The sequence below is a fragment of the Pseudomonas sp. GW821-FHT02B10 genome (assembly GCF_059421865.1).
In genome coordinates this window covers 616,522-629,576 of sequence record NZ_JBWKVU010000002.1, presented here as the reverse complement: position 1 = coordinate 629,576, position 13,055 = coordinate 616,522, and the positions used below count along the sequence as shown (strand labels likewise).

Genomic DNA, 13,055 nt, shown 5'->3' with positions numbered 1-13,055 from the left:
CGACACGCAAACAAAAACGCCGCGACATCGATCGCGGCGTATTTGTTTTATCGGAAATAAAGGGTGCAGGTTTGCTCCCTGTTGCGGGAGCGGGTGTTGCGCTGGATCAGGGATGGCGCTTCGCGAGCAAGCTCGCTCCTACAGGTCAAATGCAATCCTTGTAGGAGCGAGCTTGCTCGCGATACAGGCGGCGCGGTGTAACAGGGCTACACCGCGCCTCTCACGTCTTAGCTGTAGACCCGGCCAAGGAGCTGCCGATGGCTTTCGAACTGATCGAGCACGTCACGGGTGATCTGCTCCTGCGTGAAGCCCATCAAGTCGTATTCCTGACTGCCGTTGTGCAGGTAGACCTCGGCGCGGTAGTAGCGCGCACGCTCTTCGGGCGCATCGGCCGATTCGCTCGGCGCCGCCAGATAGCCGTCCAGGCTCACTTCATAGACAAAAGGGTTGCCCTCTTCCATCTCGATCCGCACGCCCATGCAACGCTTGGACTTGCCCAGCAGGGTTTGCACATCCAGGCCCTGGTTGCGCAGCTGGGTCGCGGCTTCTTCCAGTGCCGGCGTCACGTGCTTGTCCATGAAACGCTGGACCACCGCCTGGGTCGGCTGCAGGTCCAGCTGGGTCAGGCGCTCGCTGAAACCACGACGGCCACGGGCCGCCAATTCCGCCTGTTCCTGTTCGATCTGCGTGTCCTGGCGCATGGCCTTGTGCAGGCCGAACATGAAGCACACCAGCACCACCGAGAACGGCAGGCCGGCCAGCACCACCATGGTCTGCATGGCTTCGAAGTTACCGGCGAACAGCAGGCCGACGGTCACCAGGGTGATCACCACCGACCAGAAGATCCGCAGCCAGTGCGGGGCGTCTTCGTCGACGTTGCCGCCCTTGCAGGACAGGTTGGCCATCATCACCGCGCCGGAGTCGGCCGGGGTCAGGAACAGCACGAAGCCGACGAAAATCGACACGCCGATGACAATCTTCGACGCCGGGTAATGATCCAGCAGCTGGTAGATCGCCATGGACGGCTGTTCCAGCGCCGTCTTGCCGAGCTCCACCGCGCCATGGTTCATCACCAGGTCCAGGGCCGAGTTACCGAACACCGACAGCCAGGCCAGGGTGAAGCCCAGCGGAATCAGCAGCACGCCCGCCACCAGTTCGCGCACGGTACGGCCGCGGGAAATACGCGCGATGAACATACCGACGAATGGCGCCCAGGAAATCCACCAGGCCCAGTAGAACAGGGTCCACAGGCCCAGCCAGCGGTCGGACTTGGCACTGTCGCCTTCGTACACATAGAGGTCGAAGGTCTTGAGCACCACACCGTTGAGGTAATCGCCGACGTTTTGCACGAAACCGTTGAGCAGGTGCAGGGTCGGACCAAACAGCAGCACGAAGATCAGCAGGCCGCTGAACAGCACGATGTTCAGGTTGGACAGGCGGCGGATGCCGTTTTCCACACCGGATACCGCAGCGATGGTGGCCACAGTGCTCATGACGATGATCACGATCAGCAGGTTGGTGTTGCTGTGTTCCATGCCGAACAGGTTTTCCAGGCCGGAAGACACCTGCATCGAGCCGATGCCCAGGTTGGTCACCAGGCCCAGCAGGGTCACGAACATGCCGAAACCGTCCACCGCATGGCCGGCCGCGCCCTTGACCCAGCGCTCGCCCACCAGCGGGTACAACGCCGAACGCAGCGCCAGCGGCTGGTTGTGGCGGTAGGCGAAGTAGGCCACGGCCAGGCCGACCAGGGCGTAGATCGCCCAGCCGTGCAGGCCCCAGTGCAGGAACGTCAGTTGCAGCGCCGAACGCGCGGCCTGGTTGCTGCCCGGTACGCCTTCAGGCGGGTTGAAGTAGTGGTCCAGCGGTTCGGAAGCGCCGAAGTACAGCAGCGAAATGCCGATACCGGACGAGAACAGCATGCCGGCCCAGGCGCCATAGCTGAAATCCGGGGTGTCTTGCTTGGTCCCCAGCTTGAGCTTGCCGTAGGAGGAAAACGCCAGGCCGACGACGAAGACCAGGTAGGCGGCGATCACCACCATGTAGTACCAGCCGAAGCTGCGGGACAACCAGGCCTGGGCAATGCCGAGCAGTCTGCCGGCCTCTTGCGGGGCGATGATCAGAATGGCGGTCAGCAGCAGGATCAGCGCGGTGGAGGTGTAGAACACCCAACCGTTGACCCGCACCTTTTCCGGTGGGGTCTTTATAAGAGAGGCAGAACTCATGGCACAGATGCTCCAGGCAGTGCGAGAGAAGAACACAAGGCAACACGGCACCCGACCAATCGGTTAGTTGGCAGCCGACCGACGGGTGATATAAAGACACCCCGAAAAAAGCCGAACCCGCAGGGGTTGCGTTGAGAACCAGCGTCGAAGGCCTTGTGCAAACGTGCAGTTCGTCACCTGGCCTTAAGCGTCTTGCCCATTCAACACATCCGTCCTCGCTGGCTCACGCTGTGCCCTGCTTGGGTTTCAGACTTTTTCGGAGGTCACTTTTCCGCCATCTACACGCAGGAAGGACCTGGAGGCAGCGACGATTTGTCGCAGATCTTATTCTTTGTTGATTGAACGTTCAATCAAAACAAAATAGACTGGCCCTCACGCCGGTAGCCGTTTCACGACTGCCAGCAGGCCTAAGGAGATGTGCAAGATGCCCAAGGTCGGTATGCAACCCATACGCCGCCAGCAGTTGATCGAAGCCACGTTGCTGGCGGTCGATCAGGTCGGGATGGGGGACGCCAGCATTGCGCTGATCGCCCGTTTGGCCGGTGTCTCGAACGGCATCATCAGTCACTACTTTCAGGACAAGAACGGCCTGATCGCCGCCACGGCGCAGTATCTGATGAGTGTCCTCAGCGAGAACGTCACCGCGCGCCGTCAGGCGCTGGAGGACAGCAGCCCGCGGGCGCACCTCCAGGTGATCATCGAAGGCAACTTCGACGCCAGCCAGGTCAATGGCCCGGCAATGAAAACCTGGCTGGCCTTCTGGGCCACCAGCATGCACCACCCGTCTTTGCACAGGTTGCAGCGGATCAACGATCACCGCCTGTATTCCAACCTGTGCTGTCAGTTCCGCCGCGTCCTGCCGCTGGATGATGCACGCAGCGCGGCGCGAGGCCTGGCAGCCCTGATCGACGGTTTGTGGTTGCGCGGCGCGCTGTCGGGAGACGCTTTCGACACCGAGCAGGCGCACCGGATCGCTTACGAATACATGGATTTCCAACTGGCTAAGCAGGAGCGCTAGAGCACATTACAAGACGCTCGGCCCCCTGAACCGCCACTGACCAGCGCGCCCAGGCTACACGGCGCGCCCAGTGGTCAACGCCAACCACTCATGCACTTGCGAGGACTATCATGGCCCGTTTCGAACTGCAAAAACTCTACATTGACGGCGGCTACACCGACGCCGGCAGCGACGCCACCTTCGACGCCATCAACCCGGCCAACGGTGAAGTTCTCGCTCAAGTGCAACGTGCGACCTTTGATGACGTCGAGCGTGCAGTAGTCAGCGCCGAAAAAGGCCAGAAGATCTGGGCCGCGATGACCGCCATGGAGCGTTCACGCATCCTGCGTCGCGCCGTGGACATCCTGCGCGAGCGCAACGATGAACTGGCCGCCCTGGAAACCCTGGACACCGGCAAGGCCTACTCCGAAACCAAGTATGTCGACATCGTCACCGGCGCCGACGTGCTGGAATACTACGCGGGCCTGGTACCGGCCATCGAAGGCGAGCAGATCCCGCTGCGCACCACTTCGTTCGTCTACACCCGTCGCGAGCCGCTGGGCGTCGTGGCCGGTATCGGCGCATGGAACTACCCGATCCAGATCGCCCTGTGGAAATCCGCGCCAGCCCTGGCGGCCGGTAACGCGATGATCTTCAAGCCAAGCGAAGTCACTTCGCTGACCACCCTGAAACTGGCCGAGATCTACACCGAAGCCGGCGTTCCGGCTGGCGTGTTCAACGTCCTGACCGGTAGCGGCCGCGAAGTCGGCACCTGGCTGACCGAACACCCGCGCATCGAGAAAGTCTCCTTCACCGGCGGCACCGACACCGGCAAGAAGGTCATGGCCAGCGCTTCCAGCTCCTCGCTGAAAGACGTGACCATGGAACTGGGCGGCAAGTCGCCGCTGATCATCTTCGACGACGCCGACCTGGATCGCGCCGCCGACACCGCGATGATGGCCAACTTCTACAGCTCCGGCCAGGTCTGCACCAACGGTACCCGCGTCTTCGTACCGAGCCACCTGAAAGCCGCTTTCGAAGCCAAGATCGTCGAGCGCGTCGCACGCATTCGCGTTGGCAACCCGGAAGACGAAAACACCAACTTCGGCCCGCTGGTCAGCTTCGCCCACATGGAAAGCGTGCTGGGCTACATCGCCAAGGGCAAGGAAGAAGGCGCCCGCCTGCTGTGCGGCGGCGAACGCCTGACCGACGGCGCATTCGCCAAAGGCGCATTCGTGGCGCCGACCGTGTTCACCGACTGCACCGACGAGATGACCATCGTTCGCGAAGAAATCTTCGGCCCGGTGATGAGCATCCTGACCTACGAAACCGAAGAAGAAGTGATCCGTCGCGCCAACGACACCGACTTCGGCCTGGCCGCCGGTGTGGTAACCCGTGACCTGAACCGCGCGCACCGCGTGATTCATCAGCTCGAAGCCGGTATCTGCTGGATCAACGCCTGGGGCGAATCCGACGCCAAGATGCCGGTCGGCGGCTACAAGCAGTCGGGTGTTGGCCGTGAGAACGGGATCAGCTCGCTGAACAACTTCACCCGCATCAAATCGGTACAGGTCGAGCTGGGCGACTACGCCTCGGTGTTCTAAGACACCCAGCCTGAACGACAACCTGTAGCCGCTGCCGAGCTTGCGAGGCTGCGACAAGGCCCGCAGGGCCTTCGAGGGCCTCAAGAGCGCGTCCCGTTCCGGGCCGATCGCAGCCTTCGGCAACGGCTACAGGCCTATTGCTCGTCCGATCTGACCCCATCTCAAAGAGGGTGCATTCAATGTCCCAAGAATACGATTACATCATCATCGGTGCCGGCTCCGCCGGTAACACCCTGGCGACCCGTCTGACCGAAGACGAAGGCGTCACCGTGCTGCTGCTCGAAGCCGGCGGCCCGGACTACCGTTTCGACTTCCGCACGCAGATGCCGGCCGCGCTGGCGTTCCCGCTGCAAGGCCGTCGCTACAACTGGGCCTACGAGACCGATCCAGAGCCACACATGAACGGTCGCCGGATGGAGTGCGGCCGCGGCAAGGGCCTGGGCGGCTCGTCGCTGATCAACGGCATGTGCTACATCCGCGGCAACGCCATGGACTACGACGGCTGGGCAAAACTGCCAGGCCTGGAAGACTGGACCTACCTGGACTGCCTGCCGTACTTCCGTAAAGCCGAAACCCGCGACATCGGCCCGAACGACTACCACGGCGGCGAAGGCCCGGTCAGCGTGACCACGCCGAAAGCCGGCAACAACCCGCTGTTCCACGCCATGGTCGAAGCCGGCGTGCAGGCCGGTTACCCGCGCACCGAAGACCTCAACGGCTACCAGCAGGAAGGTTTCGGCCCGATGGACCGTACCGTGACGCCTAAAGGCCGTCGCGCCAGTACCGCCCGCGGTTACCTCGACGTGGCGAAAAAGCGTTCGACCCTGAGCATCGTCACCCACGCCCTGACCGACAAGATCCTGTTCGAAGGCAAGCGTGCCGTTGGCGTGCGTTACCTGGTCGGCTCCGCCGAAGAGCGCGTCGAAGCCCGTGCCCGCAAGGAAGTGCTGCTGTGCTCCGGCGCCATCGCCTCGCCACAGATCCTGCAACGTTCCGGCGTCGGCCCGGCCAAGCTCCTGGAAAGCCTGGACATCCCGGTGGTCCACGACCTGCCGGGCGTCGGCGAGAACCTGCAAGACCACCTGGAACTGTACCTGCAGTACGCCTGCACCCAGCCGGTCTCGCTGTACCCGTCGCTGCTCTGGTACAACCAGCCGGCCATCGGTGCCGAATGGCTGTTCAACGGCACCGGTATCGGCGCCAGCAACCAGTTCGAAGCCGGCGGCTTCATCCGCACTCGCGAAGAGTTCGAATGGCCGAACATCCAGTACCACTTCCTGCCGGTGGCGATTAACTACAACGGCAGCAACGGTGTGCAGGAGCACGGTTTCCAGGCGCACATGGGCTCCATGCGTTCGCCAAGCCGCGGCCGGATCCAGCTCAAGTCGAAGAACCCGCGCGATTACCCGAGCATTCTCTTCAACTACATGGCCACCGAGCAGGACTGGCAGGAATTCCGCGACGGCATCCGCCTGACCCGGGAAATCATGCAACAGCCGGCGCTGGACGCCTTCCGCGGCCGCGAAATCAGCCCGGGCATCGAGGTGCAGACCGACGAGCAGCTGGATAAATTCATCCGCGAGCACGCCGAAACCGCGTTCCACCCATCCTGCTCGTGCAAGATGGGCACCGACGAAATGGCCGTGGTCGATGGCCAGGGTCGCGTACATGGCATGCAGGGTCTGCGCGTGGTCGATGCCTCGATCATGCCGATCATCACCACCGGCAACCTGAACGCGCCGACGATCATGATGGCCGAGAAAATCGCCGACAAGATCCGTGGCCGTCAGCCTCTGCCACGCAGCAAGGCCGCCTACTACGTGGCGGGCGATGCCCCGGTACGTGGCAAGCCGGTACGTGAAGTGAGCGCTACCGCGCAGTAACTTCGAACGGCGCCGATCGCAACGATCGGCGCCCTTTTGCTGTATCCGGCCTGTAGCCGCTGCCGCAGGCTGCGATCGGCGGCGCAGCCGACGTAAACCAGCCACCACGATTCACCAGGCAAGAACCCGATTGCCGAATCACAGCCCTTGGCCACAACTACAGTTCTCCAACATTTCCCTGCGCCTCCCTGCTTGATACCGCCCACCGCACGGGCCTAATCTAGGCGCTCGCAGCATTCCCCAGCACCTTTTCCGACCTGGCTTCAAAGCCCTTCGGGCTTTATCGCGAGCAATCGAGCGTCGACCGGCTGCTCCTTACAGAAAAACCCTGGCCCAACGCCCGCTTGCTCTCGATAAGGCCTGCAACAGCCAGACTGTTCACATGGAGGTTCCTCAGATGTTCGATTTCCACCCCCAGCTCAAGCAGCGCTTCGCTGCCTTGCGCACGGGCGCCGAATTCTTTTCCCTGCGCTACGTGCGCGAATCCGGCCAGTACCTGTCGGTGCGCAAGAACGTCGCGGAGCCGCCGAGCCTGAGCCGCGATGAAGGCGCGATGCTCACCGTGCGGGTCAATGGCGTCGAGGCTTACGCCGCCACCAACGACCTGTCGCAAAACGGCTTGCAGGCCGCGCTGCAACGCGCCGAACAGCAAGCCCGGCTGATCGCCGCCCACGCCCTGCTCGATCTGCGCGAGCACGCGGTATCCAGCGACCGCGCCGATTACTTCTCGCCAGACCTCGACCAGCCCTTTGCCTCGCTGAGCGACTGCTACCAACTGCTGGGCGACGAGTCCGCGGCCGTGCCCAGGGACGAACGCCTGGTGAACTGGCAGGTCAGCCTGGGCATCACCCAGGTCGAGCAGATCTACCTCAACAGCGCCGGCGCCGAACTGCGCCAGGCCCAGCGCTTCGTCTACCCGGGCATGGATGTCACCGCCTACGACGGCCATGACAGCCAGACCCGCAGCCTGGGCCGCGAGAACTTCGGCCAGCAGGGCGGCACCGACGTGATCGGCCGCTGCGGGCTGATCGGCGCCGGGCCCAAGGTCGCCGACCAGGCGCTGCAACTGCTGCTGGCGCCCAATACGCCACAGGGCCCGCGCGACCTGTTGCTGATGCCGGACCAGATGATCCTGCAGATCCACGAATCCATCGGCCACCCGCTGGAACTGGACCGTATCCTCGGCGACGAGCGCAACTACGCCGGCACCAGTTTTGTGAAAGCCAGCGACTTCGGCAGCCTGCAATATGGCTCCAGCCTGCTCAACGTGACCTTCGACCCGGAGATTCCCGAGCAACTGGCCAGCTATGGCCATGACGACGACGGCACAGCCGCCAGCAAGCAGTTCCTGATCAAGCAAGGCTTGCTGCTGCGCCCGCTGGGCGGCGCGCTCTCGCAGTTTCGCGCCGGCCTCGACGGCGTCGCCAACAGCCGCGCCTGCAGCTGGAACCGCCCGCCCATCGACCGCATGGCCAACCTCAATATCGAGCCCGGCGACCAGCCGCTGGAACAACTGATCGGCGGCATCGAAAACGGCATCCTGATGGCTACCAACCGCTCCTGGTCCATCGACGATGCGCGCAACAAGTTCCAGTTCGGCTGTGAATGGGGCCAGTTGATCGAGAACGGCGAACTCAAGGGCGTGGTGAAAAACCCCAACTACCGGGCGATTTCCGCGCACTTCTGGAAAAACCTCAGCGCCGTCGGCGACGCCAGCACCTTCAAGGTCCTGGGCACGCCGAACTGTGGCAAGGGCGAACCGAACCAGGTGATCCGCGTCGGCCATGCCTCGCCGGCCTGCGTGTTCAGCAATGTCGATGTATTTGGAGGAGACGCCTGATGAGTACGTCCCTGAACCAGGCCGAGCAGTTCCAGGCGTTGGTGCAATGGCTGCGCGATGCCGTGCGCGGGCCCGAGCAGTTCACCCTGAGCTACGCCGCCGAGTCTTCGCAGTTCATCCGTTTCAACCACGCCAAGGTGCGCCAGGCCGGGCAAGTGCAGCAGGCCAGCCTCGGCTTCAAGCTGATCGACAACGGGCGCCACGCCGACCTCGACATCACCCTTGCCGGCGATCCGCAGGTCGACATCCAGCGCCTGGCCGAAGGCCTGCAACAGTTGCGCGAAACCCTGCCGCTGCTGCCCCGGGACCCGTATCTGCTGCTCAACCCCGACGCCTGGAACACCCACAACGTGCAGCAGCAGCCGCTGCCCAGCAGCGAGCAGGTGGTGGCCGAAATCGGCCAGGCCGCCGCCGGGCTGGACCTGGTGGGGTTCTATGCGGCAGGTCCCATCAGCCGTGGTTTTGCCAGTTCCTCGGGGGCCTTTGGCTGGCACCAGGCCAACAGCTTCAACTTCGACTTCAGCCTGTTCCACGAAAACGGCCAGGCCGTCAAAGCCAGCTACGCCGGGCACGAATGGAGCAGCCAAGGCTTCGCCCAGCGCTTCCAGCAGGCCCGGGAACAACTGGAATTTCTCGGGCGGCCGCTGCGCACCCTGGCGCCCGGGCAGTATCGCGCCTACCTGGCACCGGCGGCCCTAGAGGAAATCATGGGCATGCTGTGCTGGGGCGGGTTTTCCGCGCAGTCCATCGCCAGCAAGCACAGCCCGCTGCAGAAGCTCTATGCCGGCGATGCCAGCCTGAGCCCCCTGGTGTCGCTGGACGAGCGGGTGACCGGCTCGTTGAGCCCGGCGTTTTCCGATGAAGGCTACCCGCGCAGCGACCTGTCGCTGATCGCCGACGGCCTCGCCCAAGGGCAACTGATCAACTCGCGCAGCGCCGCCGAATACCGCCTGGCCGCCAATGGCGCCAGCAGCGGCGAATACCCCAGCGCACTGAACATGGCGCCCGGGCAGTTGTCGCAGCAGGAGATTCTCAAGCAACTGGGCACCGGCCTGTACATCAGCAACCTGTGGTACCTGAACTACTCGGACCAGCCGGCGGCGCGCCTGACCGGCATGACCCGCTTCGCTACCTTCTGGGTGGAGAACGGCGAGATCCAGGCTCCGGTCAGCACCATGCGTTTCGATGACAGCGTCTACAGCCTGCTGGGTTCGCACCTGGAAGGCCTGACCCGGGAGCGCGAGCTGCTGCTGTCGGCCAGTACCTACAGCCAGCGCCAGACTGCCTCGGCGCAATTGCCGGGCGCGCTGGTGAGCCGGCTGACGTTGACCTTGTAACCGCTGTCGCACGCAAATCTCGCTCCTACGGGATGGCGTCTGTAGGAGCGAGGCTTGCCCGCGATGCGGTTGCAGGGGGGATAGGTGTTCACCACAAGAAAGAGGTCCCATGCCCAACCGTGCCGAACTTGACGCCACCACCGCCCGCTGGCTGCCGTGGGTGGTGGCCATCGCCTTTTTCATGCAATCCCTCGACGGGACCATCCTCAATACCGCCCTGCCGGCCATGGCCCGCGACCTGGCGGAAGATCCGTTGCGCATGCAGGGCGTGGTCATCGCCTACATGCTCACAGTGGCGCTGCTGATCCCGGCCTCGGGCTGGATCGCCGACCGTTTCGGCACCAAGAAGATCTTCTTCGGCGCCATCCTGCTGTTCAGCATCGGCTCGTTGCTCTGTGCCCTGTCCAACTCCCTGAGCATGCTGGTCGGCGCCCGGGTGATCCAGGGCCTGGGCGGCGCCCTGATGCTGCCCGTCGGCCGACTGGTGGTGCTGCGCGCCTACCCGCGCTCGGAACTGGTACGGATCATGGGTTTCATCACCATTCCCGGGCTGCTCGGCCCGCTGATCGGCCCGACCATGGGCGGCTGGATGGTGCAGTACCTGACCTGGCACTGGATCTTCCTGATCAACCTGCCGGTGGGCGCGATCGGCTGTTATGCCGTCTGGCGCTTCATTCCCGACCTGCGCGGCAGCGAGCGCACGCGTTTCGACGGTCTGGGCTTTTTGCTGTTCGGCGCGGCGATGGTGCTGATCACCATCGCCATGGAGGGCTTGGGCGAACTGCACCTGCCGCACCTGCGGGTGATGTTGCTGCTGTTCGGCGGCCTGGCCTGCCTCGCGGCCTACTGGCTGCGGGCCGGGCATATCGACAACCCGCTGTTCGCGCCTTCGCTGTTCAAGGTGCGGACCTTTGCCGTAGGCATCCTCGGCAACCTGTTCGCCCGCCTCGGCAGCGGCGCCCTGCCGTTCCTGGTGCCGCTGCTGCTGCAAGTGGCCCTCGGTTATTCACCGTCACAGGCCGGGATGAGCATGCTGCCGCTGGCCGCCGCGGCGATGCTCGCCAAGTCCATCGCCCGTCCGCTGATCGAACGCCTGGGCTACCGCATCGTCCTCACCGGCAATACCCTGGCGCTGGGGATCATGCTCGCCAGCATGGGTCTAGTGACGGAACAGACGCCCTACCCGCTGCTGCTGGGCATGCTGGCGGTGCTGGGGGCGATCAACTCGCTGCAGTTCACGGCGATGAACACCGTGACCCTGATCGACCTCGACGACGCTTCCGCCAGCAGCGGCAACAGCCTGCTGTCGGTGGTGGCGCAACTGTCCCTGAGCCTGGGGGTGGCCTGCGCCGGCGCGCTGCTCGGCGGCTTCACCGCCGAAGTCGGCAACGATGGCGTGAACACCGTGCTCGGCGCCTTCCAGCTGACCTTCCTCACGGTGGGGATCATGGCGATGCTGGCGGCGGCGATCTTCCTGCAGCTGTCGCCCAGGGACGGCCGGCGGGCGAAGAAGGTCCAGGAGCATATCGAGCACTGAGGCGCATCGGATAAAACATGCAGCTCGATTGACGTCGGCTGCGGCTACAGGAGCGAGCGATGGCTCGCTCGTCCAGAAATTGCAGGTAAAGGGAGCGGGACTGATACACTGCGCGACATTTTGTTTTGCAGGCCCGTCCCGTGACCACCATTGCCACCGCTTTTAATACTTTGCCGCTGTCCGCCGCCATGCTGGCTAACCTCGACTCACTCGGTTATGCCCAGATGACGCCGGTCCAGGCGCAAAGCTTGCCGGTGATCCTCAAGGGGATGGACCTGATCGCCCAGGCCAAGACCGGCAGCGGCAAGACCGCCGCGTTCGGCATCGGCCTGCTGAACCCGATCAATCCGCGCTACTTCGGTTGCCAGGCCCTGGTGATCTGCCCGACCCGCGAGCTGGCCGACCAGGTGGCCAAGGAAATCCGCCGCCTGGCCCGCGCCGAAGACAACATCAAGGTCCTGACCCTGTGCGGCGGCGTGTCCTTCGGCCCGCAGATCGCCTCGCTGGAACACGGCGCGCACATCATCGTCGGCACCCCGGGCCGCCTGTCCCAGCACCTGCGCAAGGGCTCGCTGAAACTCGACGGCCTCAACACCCTGGTCCTCGACGAAGCCGACCGCATGCTGGACATGGGCTTCTACGACCCGATCGAAGAAATCATCGCCTACACCCCCGAGCGCCGGCAGACCCTGCTGTTCTCCGCCACCTACCCGGTGGGCATCAAGCAGTTGGCCTCGAAGTTCATGCGCGACCCGCAGCAGGTGAAGGCCGAAGCCCTGCACGCCGACAGCCAGATCGAACAGCGTTTCTACGAGATCTCGCCGGAAGAACGCATCGACGCGGTGGTCAAGGTGCTGAACCACTTCCGTCCAGAGTCCTGCGTGGCCTTCTGCTTCACCAAGCAGCAGGTCCAGGAAACCGTCGACCACCTGACCGCCAAGGGCATGTCCGCAGTGGGCCTGCACGGCGACCTGGAACAGCGCGACCGCGACCAGGTATTGGCGATGTTCGCCAACCGCAGCACCTCGGTGCTGGTGGCCACCGACGTGGCCGCCCGCGGCCTGGACATCGATGCCCTGGACATGGTGATCAACGTCGAGCTGGCGCGGGATTCGGAGATCCACATCCACCGCGTCGGCCGCACCGGTCGCGCCGGCGAAAAGGGGCTTGCCGTCAGCCTGGTGGCGCCGTCCGAGGCGCACCGTGCCCAGGCCATCGAGCAATTGCAGAAGTCGCCCTTGAACTGGGAACAGATCGACAGCCTGAAATCCCAGGGCGGCGGCCCGCTGCTGCCGGCCATGAGCACCCTGTGCATCGGCGCCGGGCGCAAGGACAAAGTGCGTCCGGGCGACATCCTCGGCGCCCTGACCGGTGAAGCCGGCATCCCCGGCACCCAGGTTGGCAAGATTGCGATTTTCGACTTCCAGGCCTATGTCGCCGTGGACCGCGGCATCGCCAAGCAGGCCCTGCAACGCCTGAACAGCGGCAAGATCAAGGGCCGCTCGCTGCGCGTGCGCATCCTGTAATACCACCGCTTGACCTGTAGCCACTGCCATAGGCTGCGATCGATCTGGGCGGCACTCCGTACGAAGGGGCGCGGGATCTTGAGATCGCTGAAGGCCTTCGGCCTTA

The 13,055-nt window shown here is 64.0% G+C and carries 8 protein-coding genes; 7 read left to right on the top strand and 1 reads right to left on the bottom strand.

Features of this window, described 5'->3' with window-relative positions:
• Nucleotides 1-227: 227 nt before the first annotated feature.
• Nucleotides 228-2,225 carry a choline BCCT transporter BetT gene (betT, locus tag AC07VU_RS06755; RefSeq protein ID WP_007925980.1) on the bottom strand — a complete coding sequence of 666 codons (1,998 nt, stop codon included), beginning with the start codon at nt 2,223-2,225 and terminating at the stop codon, nt 228-230.
• 424 nt (nt 2,226-2,649) lie between these two features.
• Between betT and betI the strand changes: the two genes are divergently transcribed.
• The 7 genes from betI (at nt 2,650) to dbpA (ending at nt 12,949) form a co-directional block, all read left to right on the top strand.
• Complete coding sequence (betI, locus tag AC07VU_RS06750; RefSeq protein WP_007925978.1) at nt 2,650-3,243, top strand: transcriptional regulator BetI; 594 nt, start codon at nt 2,650-2,652, stop codon at nt 3,241-3,243.
• A 110-nt stretch (nt 3,244-3,353) separates the two neighbouring features.
• Complete coding sequence (gene betB, locus AC07VU_RS06745; RefSeq protein ID WP_016704222.1) at nt 3,354-4,826, top strand: betaine-aldehyde dehydrogenase; 1,473 nt, start codon at nt 3,354-3,356, stop codon at nt 4,824-4,826.
• A 179-nt stretch (nt 4,827-5,005) separates the two neighbouring features.
• On the top strand, nt 5,006-6,709 hold the full coding sequence (gene betA / locus AC07VU_RS06740) for a choline dehydrogenase (protein WP_053262939.1): 1,704 nt from the start codon (nt 5,006-5,008) through the stop codon (nt 6,707-6,709).
• A 397-nt stretch (nt 6,710-7,106) separates the two neighbouring features.
• On the top strand, nt 7,107-8,549 hold the full coding sequence (locus AC07VU_RS06735) for a TldD/PmbA family protein (RefSeq protein WP_277589757.1): 1,443 nt from the start codon (nt 7,107-7,109) through the stop codon (nt 8,547-8,549).
• Nucleotides 8,549-9,886, top strand: a complete 1,338-nt coding sequence (locus tag AC07VU_RS06730; RefSeq protein WP_277589758.1) for a TldD/PmbA family protein — start codon at nt 8,549-8,551, stop codon at nt 9,884-9,886. Before AC07VU_RS06735 ends, AC07VU_RS06730 begins: the two co-directional genes overlap by 1 nt.
• Nucleotides 9,887-9,902: 16 nt before the next feature.
• The gene (mdtD, locus tag AC07VU_RS06725; protein ID WP_277590045.1) at nt 9,903-11,423 is read left to right on the top strand and encodes a multidrug transporter subunit MdtD; all 1,521 of its coding nucleotides are present in this window, start codon (nt 9,903-9,905) and stop codon (nt 11,421-11,423) included.
• A 188-nt stretch (nt 11,424-11,611) separates the two neighbouring features.
• On the top strand, nt 11,612-12,949 hold the full coding sequence (gene dbpA, locus AC07VU_RS06720) for an ATP-dependent RNA helicase DbpA (protein ID WP_238437657.1): 1,338 nt from the start codon (nt 11,612-11,614) through the stop codon (nt 12,947-12,949).
• Nucleotides 12,950-13,055 lie beyond the last annotated feature (106 nt).

Excerpts from the sequence above, each read along its gene's own strand:
- betB (WP_016704222.1), top strand. The coding sequence starts at position 3,354 with ATGGCCCGTTTCGAACTGCAAAAACTCTACATTGACGGCGGCTACACC.
- betA (WP_053262939.1), top strand. The coding sequence starts at position 5,006 with ATGTCCCAAGAATACGATTACATCATCATCGGTGCCGGCTCCGCCGGT.
- AC07VU_RS06735 (WP_277589757.1), top strand. The coding sequence starts at position 7,107 with ATGTTCGATTTCCACCCCCAGCTCAAGCAGCGCTTCGCTGCCTTGCGC.
- betI (WP_007925978.1), top strand. The coding sequence starts at position 2,650 with ATGCCCAAGGTCGGTATGCAACCCATACGCCGCCAGCAGTTGATCGAA.
- betT (WP_007925980.1), bottom strand. The coding sequence starts at position 2,225 with ATGAGTTCTGCCTCTCTTATAAAGACCCCACCGGAAAAGGTGCGGGTC.
- dbpA (WP_238437657.1), top strand. The coding sequence starts at position 11,612 with ATGCTGGCTAACCTCGACTCACTCGGTTATGCCCAGATGACGCCGGTC.
- AC07VU_RS06730 (WP_277589758.1), top strand. The coding sequence starts at position 8,549 with ATGAGTACGTCCCTGAACCAGGCCGAGCAGTTCCAGGCGTTGGTGCAA.